The sequence below is a fragment of the Cryobacterium suzukii genome (assembly GCF_004403185.1).
Taxonomy (GTDB): Bacteria; Actinomycetota; Actinomycetes; order Actinomycetales; family Microbacteriaceae; genus Cryobacterium; species Cryobacterium suzukii.
Window position 1 is genome coordinate 55661 of sequence record NZ_SOHJ01000009.1, and the last position, 20806, is coordinate 76466.

Annotated in this window: 26 protein-coding genes; 12 read left to right on the plus strand and 14 right to left on the minus strand. The window is 65.7% G+C overall.

The window, feature by feature from the left end; translation table 11 throughout:
* Window positions 1-19: 19 nt before the first annotated feature.
* The 5 genes from E3T39_RS08965 to E3T39_RS08985 are packed head-to-tail and all read right to left on the minus strand — an operon-like array spanning window position 20 to window position 2337.
* Window positions 20-625: a hypothetical protein gene (locus E3T39_RS08965; RefSeq protein ID WP_134514553.1), complete on the minus strand. Its 606-nt coding sequence runs from the start codon at window positions 623-625 to the stop codon at window positions 20-22.
* Window positions 622-1230: a DUF6286 domain-containing protein gene (locus E3T39_RS08970; RefSeq protein WP_134514555.1), complete on the minus strand. Its 609-nt coding sequence runs from the start codon at window positions 1228-1230 to the stop codon at window positions 622-624. The genes E3T39_RS08965 and E3T39_RS08970 overlap by 4 nt, the downstream gene beginning before the upstream one ends.
* A complete protein-coding gene (locus E3T39_RS08975) occupies window positions 1227-1673 on the minus strand; it encodes a hypothetical protein (RefSeq protein WP_134514557.1) in 447 nt (148 codons plus the stop codon). The genes E3T39_RS08970 and E3T39_RS08975 overlap by 4 nt, the downstream gene beginning before the upstream one ends.
* Window positions 1670-1864 carry a DUF2273 domain-containing protein gene (locus tag E3T39_RS08980; RefSeq protein WP_338145268.1) on the minus strand — a complete coding sequence of 65 codons (195 nt, stop codon included), beginning with the start codon at window positions 1862-1864 and terminating at the stop codon, window positions 1670-1672. Before E3T39_RS08980 ends, E3T39_RS08975 begins: the two co-directional genes overlap by 4 nt.
* Complete coding sequence (locus tag E3T39_RS08985) at window positions 1861-2337, minus strand: Asp23/Gls24 family envelope stress response protein (RefSeq protein ID WP_134514559.1); 477 nt, start codon at window positions 2335-2337, stop codon at window positions 1861-1863. The genes E3T39_RS08980 and E3T39_RS08985 overlap by 4 nt, the downstream gene beginning before the upstream one ends.
* A 187-nt stretch (window positions 2338-2524) precedes the next feature.
* On the opposite strand from E3T39_RS08985, the gene E3T39_RS08990 reads away from it, so the two are divergent.
* The 4 genes from E3T39_RS08990 to E3T39_RS09005 are packed head-to-tail and all read left to right on the plus strand — an operon-like array spanning window position 2525 to window position 4639.
* The gene (locus E3T39_RS08990) at window positions 2525-3043 is read left to right on the plus strand and encodes an RNA polymerase sigma factor (RefSeq protein WP_241979636.1); all 519 of its coding nucleotides are present in this window, start codon (window positions 2525-2527) and stop codon (window positions 3041-3043) included.
* The gene (locus tag E3T39_RS08995; RefSeq protein WP_134514563.1) at window positions 3040-3690 is read left to right on the plus strand and encodes an Asp23/Gls24 family envelope stress response protein; all 651 of its coding nucleotides are present in this window, start codon (window positions 3040-3042) and stop codon (window positions 3688-3690) included. The genes E3T39_RS08990 and E3T39_RS08995 overlap by 4 nt, the downstream gene beginning before the upstream one ends.
* A complete protein-coding gene (locus E3T39_RS09000; protein ID WP_134514565.1) occupies window positions 3687-4025 on the plus strand; it encodes a hypothetical protein in 339 nt (112 codons plus the stop codon). Before E3T39_RS08995 ends, E3T39_RS09000 begins: the two co-directional genes overlap by 4 nt.
* A 32-nt stretch (window positions 4026-4057) precedes the next feature.
* On the plus strand, window positions 4058-4639 hold the full coding sequence (locus tag E3T39_RS09005) for a hypothetical protein (protein ID WP_134514567.1): 582 nt from the start codon (window positions 4058-4060) through the stop codon (window positions 4637-4639).
* 5 nt (window positions 4640-4644) lie between these two features.
* Here the strand turns inward: E3T39_RS09005 and E3T39_RS09010 are convergent, their stop codons facing one another.
* Together E3T39_RS09010 and E3T39_RS09015 are read right to left on the minus strand one after the other, a co-directional pair.
* A complete protein-coding gene (locus E3T39_RS09010; protein ID WP_198416115.1) occupies window positions 4645-5271 on the minus strand; it encodes a LysE/ArgO family amino acid transporter in 627 nt (208 codons plus the stop codon).
* 22 nt (window positions 5272-5293) lie between these two features.
* Window positions 5294-5779 carry an Lrp/AsnC family transcriptional regulator gene (locus E3T39_RS09015; protein ID WP_134514569.1) on the minus strand — a complete coding sequence of 162 codons (486 nt, stop codon included), beginning with the start codon at window positions 5777-5779 and terminating at the stop codon, window positions 5294-5296.
* Between the two features lie 149 nt (window positions 5780-5928).
* On the opposite strand from E3T39_RS09015, the gene ald reads away from it, so the two are divergent.
* A complete protein-coding gene (ald, locus tag E3T39_RS09020) occupies window positions 5929-7044 on the plus strand; it encodes an alanine dehydrogenase (protein ID WP_134514571.1) in 1116 nt (371 codons plus the stop codon).
* A 9-nt stretch (window positions 7045-7053) separates the two neighbouring features.
* Here the strand turns inward: ald and E3T39_RS09025 are convergent, their stop codons facing one another.
* Window positions 7054-7494, minus strand: a complete 441-nt coding sequence (locus E3T39_RS09025) for a MarR family winged helix-turn-helix transcriptional regulator (protein ID WP_134514573.1) — start codon at window positions 7492-7494, stop codon at window positions 7054-7056.
* Between the two features lie 255 nt (window positions 7495-7749).
* Here E3T39_RS09025 and E3T39_RS09030 point away from each other — a divergent pair, with 255 nt between their 5' ends.
* The 5 genes from E3T39_RS09030 to E3T39_RS09050 all read left to right on the plus strand — a co-directional run bounded on the left by E3T39_RS09030 (window position 7750) and on the right by E3T39_RS09050 (window position 13363).
* Entirely contained in the window at window positions 7750-9435 is a 1686-nt protein-coding gene (locus E3T39_RS09030; RefSeq protein WP_134514575.1) for an aldehyde dehydrogenase family protein, read from the plus strand.
* Between the two features lie 46 nt (window positions 9436-9481).
* Complete coding sequence (locus E3T39_RS09035) at window positions 9482-10768, plus strand: ATP-binding protein (RefSeq protein WP_134514577.1); 1287 nt, start codon at window positions 9482-9484, stop codon at window positions 10766-10768.
* A 168-nt stretch (window positions 10769-10936) separates the two neighbouring features.
* Window positions 10937-12010: an ATP-binding cassette domain-containing protein gene (locus tag E3T39_RS09040; protein ID WP_134514800.1), complete on the plus strand. Its 1074-nt coding sequence runs from the start codon at window positions 10937-10939 to the stop codon at window positions 12008-12010.
* Window positions 12007-12924 carry an ABC transporter permease gene (locus E3T39_RS09045; protein ID WP_134514579.1) on the plus strand — a complete coding sequence of 306 codons (918 nt, stop codon included), beginning with the start codon at window positions 12007-12009 and terminating at the stop codon, window positions 12922-12924. The genes E3T39_RS09040 and E3T39_RS09045 overlap by 4 nt, the downstream gene beginning before the upstream one ends.
* A gap of 34 nt (window positions 12925-12958) precedes the next feature.
* Window positions 12959-13363 (plus strand): VOC family protein, encoded by a 405-nt coding sequence (locus E3T39_RS09050; protein WP_134514581.1) that lies wholly within the window; start codon window positions 12959-12961, stop codon window positions 13361-13363.
* Between the two features lie 10 nt (window positions 13364-13373).
* Here E3T39_RS09050 and E3T39_RS09055 read toward each other — a convergent pair whose 3' ends face one another.
* Window positions 13374-14222 carry a LysR family substrate-binding domain-containing protein gene (locus tag E3T39_RS09055; protein ID WP_166784095.1) on the minus strand — a complete coding sequence of 283 codons (849 nt, stop codon included), beginning with the start codon at window positions 14220-14222 and terminating at the stop codon, window positions 13374-13376.
* 74 nt (window positions 14223-14296) lie between these two features.
* Here E3T39_RS09055 and E3T39_RS09060 point away from each other — a divergent pair, with 74 nt between their 5' ends.
* The gene (locus tag E3T39_RS09060; protein WP_134514585.1) at window positions 14297-14734 is read left to right on the plus strand and encodes a DUF5997 family protein; all 438 of its coding nucleotides are present in this window, start codon (window positions 14297-14299) and stop codon (window positions 14732-14734) included.
* 21 nt (window positions 14735-14755) lie between these two features.
* Here the strand turns inward: E3T39_RS09060 and E3T39_RS09065 are convergent, their stop codons facing one another.
* Window positions 14756-15430 carry an alpha/beta hydrolase gene (locus E3T39_RS09065; RefSeq protein WP_134514587.1) on the minus strand — a complete coding sequence of 225 codons (675 nt, stop codon included), beginning with the start codon at window positions 15428-15430 and terminating at the stop codon, window positions 14756-14758.
* A gap of 287 nt (window positions 15431-15717) precedes the next feature.
* Here E3T39_RS09065 and E3T39_RS09070 point away from each other — a divergent pair, with 287 nt between their 5' ends.
* Entirely contained in the window at window positions 15718-16302 is a 585-nt protein-coding gene (locus E3T39_RS09070) for an NUDIX hydrolase family protein (RefSeq protein ID WP_104193455.1), read from the plus strand.
* A gap of 130 nt (window positions 16303-16432) precedes the next feature.
* Here E3T39_RS09070 and E3T39_RS09075 read toward each other — a convergent pair whose 3' ends face one another.
* The 4 genes from E3T39_RS09075 to E3T39_RS09090 form a co-directional block, all read right to left on the minus strand.
* Window positions 16433-17428 carry a nucleoside hydrolase gene (locus E3T39_RS09075; RefSeq protein ID WP_134514588.1) on the minus strand — a complete coding sequence of 332 codons (996 nt, stop codon included), beginning with the start codon at window positions 17426-17428 and terminating at the stop codon, window positions 16433-16435.
* A gap of 101 nt (window positions 17429-17529) precedes the next feature.
* On the minus strand, window positions 17530-18021 hold the full coding sequence (locus tag E3T39_RS09080) for a GNAT family N-acetyltransferase (protein ID WP_134514590.1): 492 nt from the start codon (window positions 18019-18021) through the stop codon (window positions 17530-17532).
* Between the two features lie 105 nt (window positions 18022-18126).
* Window positions 18127-19749: a DEAD/DEAH box helicase gene (locus E3T39_RS09085; protein WP_241979624.1), complete on the minus strand. Its 1623-nt coding sequence runs from the start codon at window positions 19747-19749 to the stop codon at window positions 18127-18129.
* A 390-nt stretch (window positions 19750-20139) separates the two neighbouring features.
* Window positions 20140-20778, minus strand: coding sequence for a DUF1684 domain-containing protein (locus E3T39_RS09090; RefSeq protein WP_134514592.1), 639 nt, complete (start codon window positions 20776-20778; stop codon window positions 20140-20142).
* Between the last annotated feature and the right edge of the window lie 28 nt (window positions 20779-20806).

Genomic DNA, 20806 nt, shown 5'->3' on the forward strand with positions numbered 1-20806 from the left:
GAGAGGCATCCGCGGAGAATTAAGTAATGCGCGTCGTGCGACTGGTACGCACCCGGAAGCCTCCACTGATCTGCACAAGGGCGGGGATGCGCAGGCCGAGGAGTTCGTCGAGGGCAAGCACGGCCTGTTCCACGATGCGCACGACGTCGGTCGGGGAGGTGCCGCGTCGACAGGTCACCGAGACTTTGAGTACAGCGTCGCGGGCCACCCGGTAGGTCGAGACGCGGGTCGAGAGAAATTCCGGGCGCTCGCTGAGCGCGTTCTGCAGCGCTTGCTCGGCGACCGCCGAATCAACCTGTGTGGTGCCCCAGTCCGTGGTGTGTTCACTGATCAGGTAGCCGGAATGGCCGCGGCCCTGCCGCAGAATGAAACTGAGCAGCAGGCCGACGATGGCCAGCAACAGGGCGAGGGCAACAAACCAGATCCAGCTATTCTGCGTGTCGCCGAGCGGCGTGGATTGGAGCCAGCCGGTGACCGTGCCGCCAGCCGTGTCAGTGACCGAGGCCCAGGCATCCCGCAGTGTCGCTTGCGTTGCGAGCAGGCCGAGCAGAGCGGACACGGCCAGCAGCACCAGCCCGGTCACAAAAATGACGCTGCGGTTGAGCGCGCGGTTGGTGTTGTTCACGTTCCGACCTTTCCGCTGCGGGCCACGACGACCCGAGTCTGCAGCGTCGGTCGCAGACGCAGGCCATCGAGCTGGTCGTGCACGGCCTGCTGCACCGAGTCGCGCTGCACCGGCTGCCCCGATGTCGGCACTAAATGCACGGTGGCGAGGCGACGAGAGATGCTGACGCGGGTGCTGTCGGGGTCGATGCCGCCCACGCGAGCGGCGCGCCCGGCCAGGGCGGATGCGATCACCTCGTCATCGACGACGGTCACCGTGCGCTCCGAATCGATCAGGTGCCGTGCCCGGCGCCCGGGTGTGACCGCGACGACCAGCAGCACGATGGCGAGGAGGGAGCAGGCGAGCGCGATGGCGGTGAGTAGCGGAGCAGGCACGGCCGAAACGGATGCAACACCGGCAGCCAGTTCGGCTGGGGTCACGAGCAGGGGCGGCTGGTCGATCAACAGCAGCACAATCTCGGTGCCTAGCCAACCGCAGAGCAGAATAACGACGATGGCCACGGCAATGGCGGCCGCTGACCGCGGCGAGTGCAGTTCACGCCGGCTGATGCGCCCGTAAATCGGTGTCATCGGCTCCGAAGACCGGTCGGCCGGTACCGAGTTCATTGCACCCTTCGTTCCTGTTGAACGCCAATGCCGGTCAGCCGCACGGTGACCCGGCCGACATCGGCGCCGGTCAGTTCTCCGACGCGGCGTCGAATCTCCGCTTGCGACTGGGCCGACCTGGCCAGAATCGTGCCGCCTGTGCGCGCGATGACGGCTGGTTCGCGGGTGATGCGGGAGAGGGGAACGACGCGGATGGTGGTGCTGATCGTGAGCGAGAGCCTGCCGTGGTCATCGCCGAGTTCCACGCCGACGTGACCGGAGGGAACGCCGAGCGATTCCGCAGTGACCATCGAGACGACCTGGCGCAGGGCCCGAGGCGCGATGCGGGTGCGGCCGCGCGTCGGGGGAGGCGCCACGGTCGTGGCCGGAGCGCCGTCGTGAGGTGGGTTCGGTGCCGCGCCGCCGAGAAACCAGTCCTTTGCGGTGTCGGTCGTAATGCTCACGATGATGAACGCTTTCCCTGGAATGCTCCGATCAGTGAGCCGAGGTCAAGGCGGCCGTCGATCACGCGGCCGACCAGGGCGCCGACCAGCATGGACAGGGCAACAAACAGAAACGCCCAGAAGCCCAGAATCACCCAGGTCAGGGCGAGAATCGCACCGACCAGCATTCCAGTTCGGGTTGCGCTAGTCACCGCAGTGCGGCTTTGTTCGGCTCAGCGTCGGCATCGTCGCTGGGCAGGTGAATATCGATGATTGTCACGTTGACCTCGGTGACCTCGAGGCCGACGAGGTCTTCAATGGCGCGAATAACGCTCGAGCGGATATCGTCGGCCACCTGCTGCAGCTGCACGGGGTACTCGGCGACGATCGTCACGTCTACGGCGACCTGCGTTTCGCCCACCTCCACCGAGATGCCCTGGCTCACATCGGTATTGTTCATTGCCTCGCGGATCGCGCCGAGGGCGCGGGCCGCGCCGCCGCCGAGAGCGTGCACACCGGAGACTTCTCGGGCGGCGATGCCGGCCACCTTGGCCACGACGCCGTCGTTGATGATGGTTTTTCCGGTTCCGGTAGCTGACTCACCGGCCAGCGGTGTGCTGATCGGGGCGCCGCTGCGCGGGGACGTGCTCGACGATGCGGGGCCGTTGGTGTCGATGAGGTCCATGGAAAAAGCTCCTTCGGGTAGGGCCGTCTGGTCAAGCCAGAACGGATTGTTACCTGTATGACGAAACTTGTGGCATATTCGTCACGCGAAGATGAGAAATATTTCGGAACTGTTTGCCCGAGGAGGGGATGTGCCCGGCAGAGTGCGTGAGCAGGTTGCGTCACCGCTCGATGCGGCCGCCGACCAGATGCTCGCCGACCGCGCTCGCGACGGCGACCTGCGTGCCTTCGAGGTTCTCGTTCGCCGGTACGGCCCGCTCATGCGGGTCTACGCGACCCGGGTTCTCGGCTCAAATGACGAAACCGACGACGTGGTGCAGGAATCATTCATCACGGCCTGGCAGCACCTCGGCACTCTCGAAGACGGCAGCGCTGTCAAGAGCTGGCTGATGCGCATTGTCAGCCGTAAGAGCATCGATCGGCTGCGCACTCGACGCCCGCACGTCAATATCGACGAAACGGATGCCCCGGCGCCGGAGAGTAGCGCCCCGCACGCCCGCGTTGAGGTTGAGTCCCAGACCGAGGCGCTCGCGCGGGTACTCGCGGCTCTTCCCGAGGATCAACGGCGCTGCTGGACCCTGCGCGAACTTGCGGAATACAGTTACGGTGACATTGCCGCCGAACTGAACCTTCCGCTCTCGACGGTGCGCGGACTTCTGGCCCGGGCTCGCAAGACCCTACTTCGACAGATGGAGGACTGGCGATGACCGAACTGACACCGGCGAACCGGCGCTTTCTCGCATTCGACCTCGACGGCACCGAGCGGGAACAGGCTGGCCTGAACGGCCATACCATCGAGCAGCTCAGCGACTACCTTGATCATGGCCGACTCCCCGCCGACCCGGGCATCGACGATTCGCCCGACTGTGAGATCGCGCTGCGTGGCCTCGAACGACTGCGTCGGGCACAGCGGTCACTGCTCGAGCGAGACCTCGAACGTGAATCCCGGCGCGACGACAGCTGGGTGTCGTCCATTCTCAACAACATCACGCTAGAGGCCCATGCCGGCCGCGAGATTCCGCTGACCCATCCGTCTCCGACCGCCCGCCTCGTCGTGACGGAGGGCGCTGTGCGCGGCATCCTGAGGGAAACCGGCGACCGAATGCAGAACGTGTTCGTCGGCCGATGTGTGCTGGTTGGGGACGTCAGCGTGCCCGGCACGCCGATCTCCATTCGGGTCGATGTGACCGTATTTCCGGGTGAGAATATACCGCTGCTGGCCGATCAACTGCGACACGCGATGTATGCCGCTTTGAGCAAATATACGGAGCTGGTCGTGGTGGCCATTGATATCACTGTGAGCGACCTGCAGTCGCTGCCCGAAGCATCCGCTCACGAACAGGAGAACCAATGACCACGGACCCTGCCTCTTTCGACCAGCTGGACATATTGGTGCGCCGGGTACCCGGTGTTGCCGCGCTGTATCCGGCCGGGTCGATAGTGGCCACCGTGCTCACCGCCACGCTCGATGCGGTCGCCCATCGAGCGCCCGCAGCGCCCCTGGTACTCATCGATCAGCACGCCGACGGCGTTCGGGTCACGGCCAAGATCGGCATCGGAGCGGCGGAGTCCTCTCGGGACGTGAGCGGTCGGGTGCACGACGCGATCGCCGCGCATCTCGAGCGGGGCGGCAACCCGCCGGTCGTACAGATCGTCGTGATCGTGGCCAGCGTGAGGCTGAGCGTCTAGCCGATGACGGGCAGCCGTGCTAGCGTGCCCCGATGAAGCAGAGAGAGATGTTCCTTCAAGCGGATGCCGCGTTGCGCTCCGTCGTCGACCGACTCACTCCCGAGCAGCTCGCCCTGCCGGCGCCGGCCGAGTGGTCGCGAAAAAAAGACCCGACCCTGCGTGACATTCTCGCGTCGCACGCCGAAGATGAAGCCTGGTTGCCCGCAGTGCTCGCGGGACGCACGATCGAGGAGGTTGGCGACACGTACAAGGGTGATCTGCTCGGTGACGATCCGATCGGCCACTACGATCGCATCAATGAGGCTACGACGGCCGTGGTGACGGGTGACCTCGACCCCGATCGGGTCGTGCATTTGAGTTACGGCGACTACTCGCTCGCCGAGGCGCTGCAGCACACTGCCCTGTACCGGGCTTTCCAGGCCTGGAGTATCGCCAAACACGTGGGCCTACAGTATTCGCTGCCCGATGTGCTCGTGGAAAACCTGTGGGAGCAGATCGCGCCGGACATTGAACTGTGGCGAAGTTTTGGGGTGTTTCCCCCCGAAGTTCCGGTGCCGGAGAACGCGAATCGTGAGGTTGCGCTGCTCGGCAAGACTGGGTACTGGCGCGAATAGAAACGCTAGACGCCGACCGCCATTCGCACGCCGAGCGCGATCATGACAACGGCGATGAAGCCGTCGAGCACGCGCCAGGAGGCTCGCTTTGCGAAGAAAGGTCGAAGCATCCGTGCGCCGAAACCGAGCGCGAAGAACCAGACGAAGCTCGCCGTGATTGCCCCAGCGCCCCACCACCAGCGCTCGTTCGCCCCCTGTTGGTTAGCCACCGATCCGAGAAAAATCAGGGTGTCGAGGTAGACGTGCGGGTTGAGCCAGGTGAGCGCGATGGTCGTCACCACGGCGGCCTTGGTGCCGATCTGGGTCGTCGCCGCCGCGACGAGCACGCCGGGGCGGAAGGCGCGCACGGCGGCGAACACACCGTAGGTAAGCAGAAAGCCAACGCCGAGCACCTGCACGATGACCAGAGCGACCGGGGCGGCTCGAATGAGAGCGCCGATTCCCACGATGCCGGCCAGAATGAGCACGGCGTCGGACACCGCACAGATCAGCACAGCAGCGAACACGGTGCGGTTCCGCCCCGCAATGCCGAGCCGCAAGATATATGCGTTCTGGGCGCCAATCGCGATGATGAGCGCGAGTCCGGTGCCGAAACCGAACATGGCGGGCAGGATTGTGTCGGCGAGGGTCATTTCTTGCCTATTCTAGGGCGCGCTATTCGGGGGCGACGCCGTTGTAGAAATGCTCGAACACCATGCTCGTACGGGTCGAAGCGACCGCGGGATTGGCTGAGAGATTGTCCAGCACGAAATCGCGCACATCGTCGGTATCCCGGGCCGACAGGTGAATGATGAAGTCCTCGGACCCGCCGAGAAAATATAGCTGCACGACGCGCGGCATCACCCGGATCGAATCGCGAAAGGCCGGGATGTGCGTGCGGGCGCCTGCGCGAATGCTCACGCTGATCAGCGCCTGCAGGCCCAGTCCGATCGCTTTCGGGTCGACCATGGCAGTAAAGCCCGTGACGATTCCGCGGCTGACCAGCGAGCGCACCCGGGAGACGCAGGTGGATTCAGCGATACCAGCCGCGCTGGCCAGCCGGCTGTTGGTGGTGCGGGAGTCGGCCTGCAACGCTGCGACCAGGATGCGATCGACCTCGTCAAGGGTTTCGACCACCCGAATCCTCTTCGTTTCTGCCATCTCACATCTCCTGCCAGCCGCATATTCAGTGGAATATTTTTGAAGTCTGGCAGATTCTACGGATTTTACCTAGCCGAAACGAATCAATAGCAGTCTTACCCCTATCACCGCCGATGCGTTCGGCACTGGCAACCCGAAACGGAGCAGACATGTTGGTCGGCATTCCCACTGAGATTAAGAATAATGAGAACCGCGTGGCGATCACTCCGGCCGGTGTTCACGAGCTCACTCGCCGCGGCCACGACGTCGTCATTGAGAAGGGCGCCGGGCTGGGCTCCAGCATCACCGACGATGCTTTTCGGCTCGCCGGGGCGTCCATTCTCGACACCGCCGCCGAAGTCTGGGCCGCCGCCGACCTGCTCCTGAAGGTCAAGGAGCCCATTGCCAGCGAATACCCGATGATGCGCCCTGGGCAGGTGTTGTTCACCTATCTGCACCTCGCGGCATCCGCTGAATGCACGCAGGCTCTGATCAAGTCTGGTACGACCGCGATCGCCTATGAGACCGTGCAGCTTCCCGACCGCAGCCTGCCGCTGCTCTCGCCGATGAGCGAGGTCGCTGGCCGACTCTCGGTGCAGGTCGGTGCGTACCACCTGATGAGCGCCAACGGCGGCAGCGGAATTCTGCTCGGCGGTGTTCCGGGAACCCCAAAGGCCAAGGTCGTCGTGATCGGCGGCGGCGTCGCCGGCGAGCACGCCGCGGCCAACGCGCTCGGCATGGGCGCCGACGTGACCATCATCGATCTGTCGCTCGCTCGCCTGCGCCAGCTCGAGGCCCGTTTCAATGGTGAGATCCAGACGCGCGCGTCGACCCAGTACGAGATCGCCGAACAGGTGCGGGAGGCCGATCTTGTCATCGGCTCCGTGCTCATTCCGGGTGCGCAGGCCCCCAAACTCGTCACCGACGCCATGGTCGCCTCGATGAAGCCCGGCTCCGTGCTCGTGGACATCGCGATCGACCAAGGCGGTTGCTTCGAGGGATCGCACGCCACCACGCACGACAATCCCACCTTCGCCGTGCATGACAGTGTCTATTACTGCGTTGCCAACATGCCCGGCGCAGTGCCGGCCACGTCGACCCGCGCCCTCACCAACGCCACCCTGCCCTACGTCGTCGCGCTGGCCCAAAAGGGCTGGAAGAAGGCCATCGCCGAAGACGCCGCTCTCGCCCAGGGCCTCAACGTGCACAACGGCCGCATCACCAACGCGCACGTCGCAGCTGCCTTCCACGCCGAACTGCTGACGGTCGCCGACGCGATCGCCTGAGCCCGTGGGTCAGGACGTTGCGGCGATGACCCGGTGCAACGCATCGCGCAGGCGGAGTAGGTCGTCAAGCGGCAGGTTGAGCGCTTCGACGACCCGCGGCGGGATGGTTTCGGCCACCGCGCGCAGGTCCAGTCCTCGGTCGGTCAGGGTGATATCGAGCGTGCGTTCGTCGGCCTCCCTGCGGTGCCGCCGCACGTAGCCGGTGGCTTCGAGCCGCTTGAGCAGGGGGGAAAGGGTCGCCGGCTCGAGGTGGAGGGTCTGGCCGAGGCCCTTGAGCGTGCGCGGGCTCTCGTCCCACAGCGCGAGCAGGACCAGATACTGCGGATGCGTTAGCCCGAGTGGCTCCAGAATGGGCCGATATAGCCCTATGACATCGCGCGAGGCGATGGCCAGGGCGAAGCAGACCTGGCTGTCGAGGGCGAGGGGGTTGTCAATCGTTGGCGATGTCATGGCGCCACCGGTTGGTCTGAGCGGGTCCGATCTGCTTGGCGCACTGCCTGCGCCCGTGCGCGGCTGTCCGGTCTGTGCCCAGCCAATGGAGCAGCACGACATCGACCGCAGTGGCGAGCGAACCCAGCTCCACTGCCCGGTCACGCTGCACTAGCCTGTCGTGTCGGGCGGATGCCAGGCCCGGTCCCAAGGGTCTCTTCGCACGGGCAACAGCCGTCTGCCATGGGCTAGTCTGGCGCCAATCACGGGAGATTAATGTCCACGACGGCAGACCGCACTGACCTGAATAGTTCACAGCTCGACCTCGCGATCGCCGAGCTAGTCGAAGGAAGCGAGCGGTGGGGGGCGACCCCGCTCGCGGCGCGCGGCGAGCTGCTGGCGCGCACCGCAGCATCCGTTTCTGATGAGGCCGAGCGCTGGGTGGCTGCTGCGGCCCGCGCCAAAGGTTTAGACCCGTCGTCGGTGCTGATCGGCGAAGAATGGCTGACCGGACCGTACGGAGTGCTCACCTCGTTGAACGCACTCGGTCGTACTCTGCGGGCGCTCAATTCCGGGCGCAGCCCGCTCGCCGGCCAGAGATTCGGGCGGGCGCCGGGCGGGCGCGTCACCGTTTCCGTCCTGCCGCACAATGCGTGGGACGGGCTGCTTCTCCACGGATTCAGCGCCCGGGCCTGGCTGCGGCCCGGCGTCACCGTGGGGCGGGCCCGTGTATCGGCAGGGTTGGGCCAACTCGCTCCGACAGTGGCCAGTGGGGTCGGTCTCGTTCTCGGTGCCGGCAACATCAGCTCGATCGCCCCGCTCGATGTGCTGTACGAGCTCGTGGCGCACAATCGGGTCTCCATACTCAAACTCAATCCCACCTTCGACAACCTGCTGCCGATCTACCGGGCCGCCCTGGCCCCGCTCATCGAGCAGGGGCTGCTGCGCATCGTCACCGGTGGCGCCGACGTGGGCGATTACCTTGCCCACCACTCCGGTATCAGCCACGTGCACATCACCGGCAGCGCGGCCACCCACGACTCGATCGTGTTCGGCGGGTCCAAGACTCCCCGCCTCGGTAAACCGATCAGCAGTGAACTCGGCGGAGTCTCCCCGATCATCGTGCTGCCAGGCCGATGGAGCCCGCAGGACCTGCGCTACCAGGCCGAACACGTGGCCACCATGCGGCTGCACAACGGCGGCTACAACTGCATCGCCGGGCAGGTGCTCGTGCTCAGCGCCGACTGGCCCCAGAAGCGCGCATTTCTCGACGCGGTCGCCGCTGCCCTCGCTGCCGCCCCGCCACGACCGGCCTGGTATCCCGGCAGCGACGAGCGGATGCGAGCGGCCAGTGCTGCCTACCCGGCCGCGCAATCAATTCCCGGCGGGCGCCTACTCGTAGCGGCATCCGCTTCGACCGAAGATATGCTCGCCACGGAATATTTTGCGCCGGTTCTGGGGGTCGTCGAACTACCCGGCGCCGGCCAGGCCTTTCTTGACTCGGTGGTGGAGACCGTCAACCGCGACTTTCTAGGCACTCTCGGCGCCAATATTCTCGGGGTGCCGGCCACAATCCGGCGGCTCGGGGCGGGGTTCGAGCAGGCCGTGGCGCGCCTGCGCTACGGAACGATCGCGATCAATGCCTGGACCGGCGTGGGCTTTCTGTCGGCGGCGGCGCCGTGGGGCGCGTTTCCCGGGCATACGCTCGACAACGTGCAGAGTGGAATCGGCGTGGTGCACAACGCCCTGCTGCTTGACGACGTCGAGCGCACCGTCGTGCGGGGACCTTTTCGGCCGTTTCCGCGCTCGGTGCTGCATGGTGAATGGGCGCTGTTGCCGAAGCCGCCATGGTTCGTGTCGTCTCGAAGTGGCACGCTGACCGCCCGTCTGCTGACCGACTTCGCCGCCCACCCGTCGGCGCGCAAGCTGCCGCGCATCCTCGCAGCCGCCTTTCGGGCCTGAGCGGGTGCAATAGATTGGCAGCACACCCAACGATGCAAGGATCACTATGACTGGCTGGCGACTGCGCGACTTTCACTCCGACGATCTGGACGGCATTCTGCGCCTCTGGGAAGAGATCAAGGCCTCGGACACAGAGCCGGTCTACGGCCTCTCCGAGGTGCTCGCCTCCTGCCAGAAGGATCACGCCGTCGTTGCGGTGCACGGCGATGAGGTCGTCGGCGCAGCCGTCGGCCGCGCTGCTCATGCGCAAGGCTGGATCGTATTTTTGGCGACCGCTGAAAGCTGGCAGAGCCAGGGCATCGGCACGGCCCTGCTCGCCGCCCTCGAGACCCGGATGGCCCCGCACGGCATGACCAAACTGTCAGCGCTTATGCCCGAATCGGAGACGAACGTCGATCCCTTTCTCAACCGCGGTTTCGAGGTGAAAAAGAACCTGCGCTACTTCGAGCGGCACATTCCCGTGCAGCGGGAGGAGCTCAAGCTGCTCGGTGAACTTGGCGGGCGAGTGCTGCCGCGCGACCTGTGGCAGAAGGTCGGCGGAATGGCACGGGAGAAGGAACTGCTCGAACGTCGCCTGGTCATGCCCCTGGCCAAGCCAGACCTGGCCGAGCAGTACGGTGTGTCGCCGCCGAAGGCCGTTGTGCTGTTCGGCCCTCCGGGCACCGGAAAGACCACCTTTGCCAAGGCGATCGCCTCCCGCCTGGAGTGGTCGTTCGTCGAGGTTTTCCCATCCCGTCTCGCCGCCGACCCGCAGGGCCTCGCCGGCGCATTGCGGGAAACCTTTTTGAAGATCGCCGAGCTTGAGCACGCGGTGGTGTTCATCGACGAGGTCGAGGAAATCGCCTCCCAGCGCTCGGGCGAACCGCCGTCGGCCATGCAGGGTGTGACCAACGAGCTGCTCAAGATCATCCCGGCATTCCGCGAACAACCCGGTCGCCTGCTGGTCTGTGCGACGAACTTCATTCGCGCGCTCGACTCCGCCTTCCTCCGCCACGGCCGCTTCGACTACGTTGTGCCGATCGGGCTGCCGGATGTCGCCGCCCGCCAGGCCATCTGGGAGCGCTACATTCCAGAAGCGGTGTCGGGCGAAGTCGATCTCGACGTTTTGGTCGAGCAGAGCGACGGGTTCTCGCCGGCCGACGTCGAATACGCGGCCCATCGAGCCTCCCAGCACGCGCTTGAGAAGGCGCTATACAAGGCCGGTGACGGACCGGTCATCAACGGCCCCAGCACCGAAGACTATGAAGTCGCGATCTCCGAGACCCGCCGAACCGTGTCCGACGAGGTCGCTGCCGAGTTCCTCGAAGACATCGAGCGGCTCGCCCGGCTCTAGCCAAGCGGATGCCCAGGCCCACCTTACGACCCTGGGCCCAGTTTCTAAACTGGGCCCAGGGTCGGGGCCCGGGCCCCGACCGAATCAGCATCCACGGTTGTCGAAGTCCCGGAGCGTTACTACCATTGCAGGCAGATCCCGTTGCCACACCCGATACCCCGCCAAGGAATCCCCGTGATCATTGAGGCCCAGGGCCTGACCAAGACCTACCAGTCCAAGAGCGGGCCGGTGCACGCGCTCGCCGGGCTCGACCTGCAGGTTCCACGCGGCACCGTCAAAGCCCTCCTCGGTCCGAACGGAGCCGGAAAGACCACCGTCGTGAAGATGCTCACGACCCTGATTAGACCGGATGCCGGGACCGCCGTCATCGACGGAATCGACGTCATCCGCCACCCGAAATCGGTGCGGCGCATTATCGGGGTCTCCGGACAGTACGCCGCGGTCGACGAGAACCTGACCGGATTCGAGAACCTGGAGATGGTTGGTCGTCTCTACCACCTGGGCGGAGCGGCTGCCCGCAGGCGGGCTCAGGAGCTCATCGACCTGTTCGAGCTGACCGCCGCTGGCAACCGGCCCGTCAAGGGGTTCTCCGGCGGTATGCGGCGGCGCATCGACCTTGCCGGCGCCCTGGTGATCAACCCCAAGGTGCTCTTTCTCGACGAACCGACGACCGGGCTGGACCCGCGCAGCCGCATCGCCCTGTGGGATGTCATCAAGCACCTCGTTGCCGACGGCACGACCGTGCTCCTCACCACGCAATACCTCGAAGAAGCCGACCAGCTCGCCGATGACATCGTAGTGATCGATGATGGTCGGGTCATCGCCGAGGGCACCTCGGATCAACTCAAGGCCCAGATCGGCGGGCACCGCGTTGTGGTGGCGCTGGTCGATGCCGCCGACGGCGGGACTGCCCGCGAGATCCTCGCCCGTCACGGCTCGGGTGAGCCCTCGATGTCGACCGACGGCCGCGGAGTCGAGGTAGCCGTCACGGACGGCCCGACCGCGCTGCAGAACATGCTCTCGGACCTCCGTGCGGCGCAGGTCAACCTGCACGATGCCGGCATGCGACGCCCCACCCTTGACGACGTTTTCCTCAAGCTCACCGGGCACAAGGCAGATCTGGATGCGACCGACGACGACACGGATGCCGGCGGCCCCAAGCTGTCGAAGCGAGCGCAGGCCAAACGGGACCAGGCACGCGCGACGGATGCCGACGCCACCGATTTGGAGAAGGTGACATGAGTCCCCGACATTCCGCCGTTACACCCGAGCCCGTTACGCCTGAGCCGGCCGGATTCGAGCAGGCCCGCGAGCTCAGCGAATCTCGGGTGGGCACCCTGCCACCGCTGCCCACGTGGAATCCGTTCTCGCTCTGGTATTCCGACGGCTGGACCGTCACCAAGCGCAATCTGATCAAGATCAAGCGTTCGCCCGACATGCTCGTGTTCGCCGTGATCCAGCCGATCATGTTCGTGCTGCTGTTCAGTCAGGTCTATGGCGGTGCCATCGCGGTCGAGGGCAGCGACTACACCCAGTTCCTCATGGCCGGCATCTTCGCTCAGACCGTCGTGTTCGGGGCGACATTCTCCGGCGCCGCCATGGCGCTCGACCTGAAAGAGGGCATCATCGACCGGTTTCGGAGCCTGCCGATGAACGCATCCGCTGTGCTGATCGGTCGCACAAACGGCGACCTCGTGCTGAATACCATCTCCATGGTCATCATGATGGCGACCGGCCTCGCGGTTGGCTGGCGGGTCACCACCTCGCCGGTCGAGTTCCTGGCCGGAGTCAGCTTGCTGTTGCTGTTCGGTTACGCATTCAGCTGGGTGATGGCGCTGCTCGGTATGAGCGTGAAAAGCCCGGAGGTCATCAACAATGCATCGTTTTTGATTCTTTTTCCGCTGACCTTCGTCTCGAACGCTTTTGTGCCGAGCGAGACCCTGCCGACTCCGCTTCGTGTCTTTGCCGAGTGGAACCCGGTGTCGTCGCTCGTGCAGGCCGTGCGGCAGCTGTTCGGCAACCTTGGCACCGCCCCGGTGCCGGATATCTGGACCATGCAGAACCCGATTCTGACCGTGCTGATCGGCATCACCGTGATGCTGCTCGTGTTCGTGCCGCTGTGTATTCGCAAGTTCGCGTCGATCAGCTCCCGCTGACCGGCCCCGCTTCACCGACGAAGGAGCTACTCTCATGACCCAGCACCAGGCCGAACACGCCGTCGGTATCATCGACGGCTTCAGCGGATTTGCCGTTTCCGACCTCGACGCCGCCCGCACTTTCTACGCCGAGACCCTCGGACTCGACGTGACGGTGGGGGAGATGGGCATGCTGCGCATTGCCTTGCCCGGCGGAGCAACCGTCATCGTCTACCCGAAGCCCGATTTCGTGCCGGCCACCTATACGATTCTGAATTTTGCGGTAGCCGACCTCGACGCGACGGTCGACGAACTCACCGAACGCGGTGTGGAATTTCTGCGCTACGAGGGCTTCGAGCAGAACGACAAGGGAATCGCCGCCGGCGGAGGGCAGGGGCCAGACATCGCCTGGTTCACCGACCCGTCGGGCAACATTCTGGCGGTGCTGAAGAACCCGTAGTGGCAACGGCCTAGCGGCCGCGGCTCTTGCCCTTGTTCGGGTTTTTGGTCGGACGCGTGCGGCCGGGGGAATTCTCGGTTTTCTTGCGCACGGCGGGCTTGGCCTTGGCCGCTGCCACCCGGATGGCCTTGGCTGCCGCCTTCGCCTTGTCGGTTTTCTTGGGTTTGCGCGGCGGTTTCGACGGGCGGCCGTCGCTGCGCGCGGGCCCTTCGTCGTCCTCAGCGGATGCCGTGGCGTCGGCCGCCGTGCCGGCATCCGTTCGCGAACTCGCCTTGGAGCGCCCACGTACGATTCCGATGAACTCTTCGATGTCGTCGGTGGTCTCCCGGGTGATCCAGGCGAGGGCGATCTGGGTGTCGGCCACGTCGGTGACCGGGCGGGAGACGACGTCTTTGCGGCCGTACAGCCGGGCGATCGAATGCGGCACGATGATGATGCCGACGCCGGCGGCAACCTGCTCCATGGTCTCGTCGAGGTCTCGCATGGGCGGCAGTGCTCGGCGGCTGCCGTCCCGAACCTCGTCGGCCACGTCCCGCCACTCCGGCACATCGTCGGGGTTCTGCAACAGGTGTTCGCCGGCCAGATCGGCCAGCAGCACCGTCTCGGCCTGCTCGATTTCGTGGTCCTTCGACGCGACCACGACCGGAATCTCGTTGTACAGGTTGATGACGCTCAGATTGGTGTCGTCGATCGGCAGGCGCACGAGGCTGATGTCGGCCCGGCCGTCGTGCAGCACCGCGATCTGCTCCGGGGATTCCGTGCGAAACACGGTGAGGGGCACGTCGGCTCGGCGGTCATTCCAGATGCGAGTCCACTTTGTGGGGGTGACACCGGCGACGAAGGCGATGGAAAAGCTCACCGGCATCCTTTCTCGTAGTAGTTGAGTGCGCGATTTGCCCAAACGAGGGCCCTCTCAGGCTATACGCTTGAACAATGAGTTCCGAGAAGAAGCCCCAGACCATGAAGCCCGCCACGGCGGCCCAGAAACTCGGGATTCTGCTCGACGCGGCACCGGCCGAGTTCCAGACCGAATTCGTCAGCCGCACCGAGCTCGCCGAACTGATGGCGAACCCGCCGGAATGGCTCACCCTGCTGCGCACCAATGGGCCGCACCCTCGCCAGGTTGTCGCTGCCAAGCTGGGCGTTTCGATCTCCGGCCTGGCGCGCAGTGAGATCACCGACCCGCTGACCACCGCCGAAATTGCGGCTCTGCTGCAGCAGCCGCCGGCGTGGCTCGTGCTTGAACGTTCTACCCAGGCCGGCGTGCGCGCCGACCAGATCGCGGTCAAAGACCGCGATGCCCACCGCGCAGCCAAGAAGGCGCACGTCGAACGCCAGGCCGCCCAGGAGCAGGCCAAGCGCGACCGCTGATTTCTTTCTGACTGACCGCGTTCAGGCGCTCGGTTTTACCGCGCTCGCCGCATACTGAACGTTCAGAAAGTTGACGACGTCGCCGAGTTCGGTCTGCGAGATCGAGTGGGCAAGTCCCTCATAGATGCGCTCGGTGAGCGTGCTATGGCCGGGCAGCCACGCCTGGGTGCGCTCTACTGCGCTGACCGGAATGACACCGTCGGCGGTGCCGCGGCCCCAAAATACCGGAGCCGGCTGCTCGGCCAACGCGGCGTCGCTGGCTTGCGGGCCGGTCGCGACGAACCCGGAGAGACTTACTGCGAAGCTGAACCGATTTGGCGAAGCGCGCAGTAGTTCGAGCGCCATGGCGCCGCCCTGTGAGAATCCGAGCAGCCCGACAGACGGAGGCTGCTGCGGCAGGGCATCAAGCCAGGCGAGCACGGCGCTGACGGCGGCGGTGACGGCGGCCGGGTCGGGACTGCCCGGTTCACTGATCGGAAACCAGGCCCAGCCGTCACCAATTGGCAGTGGCGCGCGCAGTGGCGCGCGCAGGGCCGCGATCACCGGCTCGAGCGGCAGGTGCGGGGCCAGCGAGAACAGGTCGTCCTCGTGCGAGCCGTAGCCGTGCATGATAACTAACAACGGGCGGTCAGCCTGGTCGGCGCCGGTGGCCGACCAGAGCACTGCGGCGTTGTCGATGGGGGTGTTGACAGTCATGGAGTCCTCCCGGGGTTCGCGACCTGTCGGCCGCTTGTCCATACTTTCATCTCTGTGCCCGCGATTTGCGCCTGGCCGGCGATCGTGGGCACCTCTGCCGGTCGCGGGTGGGGGAATAACTCCTGCAGAAAACTGGCACGAGTCGCCAGATTGGTCTAAAACACTCGCGAGCCAAACAGACACCGCACGAATTGCAGGAGTTACGCGCGCAGCGTCGGGGAAACCGCCGTTCGGTAACGGTGCGGTGCGAGTGCGCGCGCGGTGGCCACGTAAGACAGAATGGCACTATGAGCGTGCGAACCCCTGACCCAGACCCGGACTGGACGCCGAAGCCCCCCGCGGGAGCCCCGAACACGAATCCGGGCTGGCTGAAAGACGTCGAACTCGCCGAGATTCGCCGGCGGCTACCCATCCTCTACATCGAGGCCGTGCCCGTTCGGGTGGACGGCCTCGGTCAAGTCGTGGAGGTCGGCGTGCTGCTGCGCGCCCGCCCAACCGGCGAAATGACCCGCACCCTGGTCTCTGGCCGCGTGCTCTACGGCGAAACCCTGAGGGACGCACTGTTTCGTCACCTCGAAAAAGACCTCGGGCCGATGGCTTTTCCGCAGTTGCCGACCAGCCCCGTGCCATTCACGGTCGCTGAGTACTTTCCCATGCCCGGAATTACCGCCTACACGGATGACCGCCAGCACGCCGTCTCGCTGGCCTACGTCGTTCCCGTCAGCGGTACCTGCGACCCCCGCCAGGACGCGCTTGAGATTACCTGGATGACCCCTGCGGAGGCGGCATCCCCTGGCGTATCAGCCGAAATGGAAGGCGGCCGCGGCACCCTGCTGCGTGCAGCCCTCGCCTCGGTCGGCCAGCTGTACTGACGCTTCGGAGTGTCGCGGCCTCGCGGCACTCCCACAAGAAGCCGGCACTGATTCTAACCAGTGCCGGCTTCTCTAACGCGTGCCGCGAGGGAGTAGCTGGGCCACAGCATCCGGTTTGACGGCCCGGCCGCTATTTGGACGGCGGCAGCGCCGAACCGAGGCCAAGCGTGTCGAGGAACAGGCGCACGTAGCGGTCGACATCGACGTCAAGCGCGACCTCCGCGGCCTCCCAATCGCCGACCAGACCGTGTACGACGTCCTCGCCCGGATGTGTGCGCTTATCGACCAGAGTCTGGCCCCGGCCGTAGCCGGAGAGCTGCACGCGCAGCGGCAGCATCGCGGTCTCAAGTGCATCCGGGTCGACCAGGGCGCACAGGGCGCCGGCATCGCCGATCAGTCCGGTGTAGTCCGAGTTGCGGCCAGACCCGAGCGCGATCCGATTGTTGAGGAGTCGACCGACAACGTGGCCGAGCGGCGAGTCGCCGTGTGCGAGAGCGACGGCGACCCGCTCGGGAATCGAGACCTGGTTGAACACGTCGAGCCCATACATGAAGGTGGGTACGCCGGAGTCGAGTACGATCGCGGCGGCTTCCGGGTCGTGCCAGACGTTGAACTCTGCGACGGCGGTGGCGTTACCGACCGTGGTGGATCCGCCCATGAAGACGATGCGTTCGATGTTGTTGACGACGTCGGGGTACTGGCGCAGCAGCAGCGCCAGGTTGGTTTGCGGGGCGAGTGCGACCAGGGTGACCGGGTGCGGGCTGGCCTGAATGAGGCGGCGCATGAGCTCGATCGAACTGATCGACTCCGCCTGCCGGTCACTCGGCGCCAGCTGCAGCGTGCCGAGGCCGCTTTCTCCGTGCACGTGCGCGGCTGACCTGGCCGGTTCAAGCAGGGGGCGTCGCGCTCCGGCGGCGACCGGGATGGTCGGGGCATCCGCGACATCGAGAATGCGCAGGGTGTTCTCGACAACGCGCTCAAGCGAGGCATTGCCGGCCACGCAACTAATGCCGAGCACGTTGATGCCCGGGTGAGCGAGCGCGAACAAAATGGCCAGGGCGTCGTCGACCCCGGTGTCAACGTCGAGAATGACAGGGATCGCCTCGGGGGCCGCGGAATGAGTCATCCGCTCACCCTATTACTTTGAATCTGCCCCCAAACTACTTCGGGGGGTTTTGGCCCACAATCGAACACTGTAGGGGGAAGTTTGCACTTGTGAGCAGATCCCTACCGAACCAGGCGTACCTCGTGCAGCGTCTCGCCGAGTACCTCTTCGTTGCGCTCGAGACCATCCGCGACGTAGCCATTTCGGGCGTAGAAGGCGTGCGCCCGGGGGTTGTCTGCGGCTACCCACAATGACGACGGGCCGGGGTCAACGACGGAATCGAAGAGCTGCTGGCCGACGCCTGAACCGTGATTGGCCTCGAGCAGGTACATGAAGAACAACTCGTTTGGGGTGGGATGGTCCCCGTCGCGCGTCGGCCCGCTGCCGGCGAAGCCCACGATCTCGCCATCGACGAGCACGACATGCTGGCGGTACTGCGCGCCCTGGGTCGTAAAGCGGCCCCAGAGGGCGGCCAGACGCTGCGGCCGCAACTGGGACAGGGCGGCCTGGCTGAGCAGGTGATCGTAGGTTTCATGCCAGCAGGCGGCGTGTACGCGGCCAAGGCTTTGGGCATCCGTTTCACTGACGGGTCGAACGACAACTGTGGTGTTCATGATTCGACCCTAACCGTGTTTGCGGGTGCCCCTTGACGCTCGGGTACAAAAAACGGGCCGGCCCCCGAAGAGACCGGCCCGTTTCAGCGAGCGGATGCTGCAGGCTTAGCCCTGCGAGCGACGTGGAGCCGAACGACCGGCCCCACCCGAGCTCGGTCCGCGAACGAGTCCGCCGACCTGGAGGCTGCCGACGCGGGCTCCGCCGGAACGGCCAGCGGCCGAACCGGAGCGGGGTGCGCTCGTGGACGCGCCGGCCGGACGACCGGTGCGCTCGCGGCGGGCGCCACCGGCCGAAGCCGAGTCGCTGCTGCGGCCGCGGCCGCCGTCGTTACGATCCGTGCGGGCGCCGTCCCGGCTTCCACCCGAGCGGCTGGCGCCGGCATCGCGGCCACCACGGCTGGAGTCACCGTCGCGGCTGGGGCGACCACTGCGCTCGCCCTGGGCACGGCCACCCTGTGAGCGACCACCCTGTGAGCGACCACCCTGCGACTGGCGCTGCTGCTGCGGTGCCTCGACGCGGGGAGCCGGCTTGACGTAGGCAGCGACATCGCCGACGAGGGCGTCGACGGCCGGGGAGGAGGAATCCACGCGCTGCGGGGTCACCTTGATGGCGGCCTTGCGCAACAGCGCATCGGTGTCGCGCTTCTGCTCCGGAAGTACGACGGTGACGACGTCACCCGCGCTGCCGGCCCTGGCCGTACGGCCCGAACGGTGCAGGTAGGCCTTGTGCTCGGCCGGCGGGTCAACGTGGATGACCAGTTCGATGTCGTCGACGTGCACGCCGCGAGCGGCGACATCCGTTGCGACGAGAACCTTGACCGTGCCGGCGCTGAACGCGGCGAGGTTGCGGTCACGGGCCACCTGCGAGAGGTTTCCGTGCAGGTCGACGGAGGGGATGCCCGCGTCGGTGAGGCTCTTGGCGAGCTTCTTGGCCTGGTGCTTGGTGCGCATGAAGAGGATGCGACGGCCAGAGCCGCTCGCCAGCTTCTGCACGAGGTCCTTCTTGGCGTCGACGCCGGAGACCTCGAACACGTGGTGGGTCATGGCCGAGACAAAGCTGTTGGCCTCGTCGACCGAGTGCATCACCGGGTCGTGCAGAAAGCGCTTGACGATCTTGTCAACGCCGTTGTCGAGGGTGGCGGAGAACAGCATGCGCTGGCCGGTGCCGGGCGTCTTGTCGAGAATGCGGGTGACGACGGGCAGAAAGCCCAGGTCGGCCATGTGGTCGGCCTCGTCGAGCACGGTGATCTCGATGGTGTCGAGGTTTACAAAGCCCTGCTTCATGAGGTCTTCGAGCCGGCCGGGGCAGGCTACGACGATATCGACGCCGGCCTTGAGTGCGGCAACCTGACGGCCCTGGGAGACGCCACCGAAGATGGTCGTGGTGTTGAGGCCGTAGGCCTCGGCGAGCGGGGTGATCGCGTTGGTAATCTGCGTGGCCAGCTCGCGCGTCGGCGCGAGGATCAAGCCGAGCGGGCGGCCCGGGCGGCGCTTGCCGCCGGCGAGGTTACCGCCGAGGCGGGACACCATCGGAATGGAGAAGGCCAGCGTCTTGCCGGAGCCGGTCTTGCCGCGGCCGAGTACGTCGCGGCCGTTCAGGGTGTCAGGAAGGGTGTCGACCTGAATCGGGAAGGCGGTGTCGATTCCTTGGGAAGAAAGAACCTTGACCAGGGGAGCTGGCACGCCGAGCGTGCCAAAAGTTGTAGAAACAGTGGTGGGTGTAGACAAAGTGGTGCCTTTCGGGGCATCAGTCTCCTCGCCCGTTCGAATTACCGCGCAGCGATAAGCAAACCAGGAGGATTCACATGGCGAAGGTGCCGAAGGGCACATCCGTTCGCCGTAAGAATGTTTCATTCGAAAAATCAGGTCAGCCCTGGTGGGCCGCCGGATAGAGAAGAGGGCGTTCTACGACGCAGCAAGCGCAACTACGCACTCGCAAGTGCTCCCAGTCTAGCGGATGCTGTCAAATCGGCTGCCCGCCGACCGTGCGTCGGGCACGTTGCGCCGGTAGATTTCGCGACACGCCGTAAAATCCCGCGCATCTTTACGGCGCGTCGCAGATTTACCGGTTTTGCATACGCGGATGCCGGCAGACCGGTGGTCGCGGCTTGCTGGCCGTCAGGAGTGGTCGCCGTGGTAGAGCTCGCCGACAGGCACCTCGACGTCGATAATGTTGCCGTTCTGCGGCAGGGGGCAGGCCCACATCGGGTCGTACGCGCAGGAGGGGTTGTAGGCGAAGTTGAAGTCGAGGATGAGGCTGTCGTCGCCCAGACCCGGGCCAAGGTCGGCGCCCTTGATGGTGTCGAGCAGGTAGCGTCCGCCGCCGTAGGTGCCGTCACTCTTCCCGGCCAGGGCGTCTTTCAGCGGCAGGAACAGTCCGCCGCCGTAACTCACCAGTCGCCAAACGTCGAGGGAACCGAGGTAGGGCAGCCGCACGGTGCCGACCAGGTCGAATGGCACTGTCCCGTCAGTTCCCGTTTCCACGTTCATGCGATACGGCTGTTCGGCCCGGTGCACCTCCGCCTCGAATCGCCAGTCGGGGTCATAGGCGGCAATCGGCAGCCCGGTGAATGCCGAGCGGTCGTCGGGCAGCAATGGGGACGACGGATGCCCGGCGAACAGTTCGTCTCGCCCGGAACGCCACAGTTCGTGCCCGCTCGCCGGGCTGCTCGCGCTCAACTGGCGCACTCCCGCGTACAGTCCGGTGACACGGCGACGCCAGTCGGCGATCTGTAAGGCAGCGAGGGAAGAGCTCATAGTGGCTACGCTACCGCCGAGGGCCTGA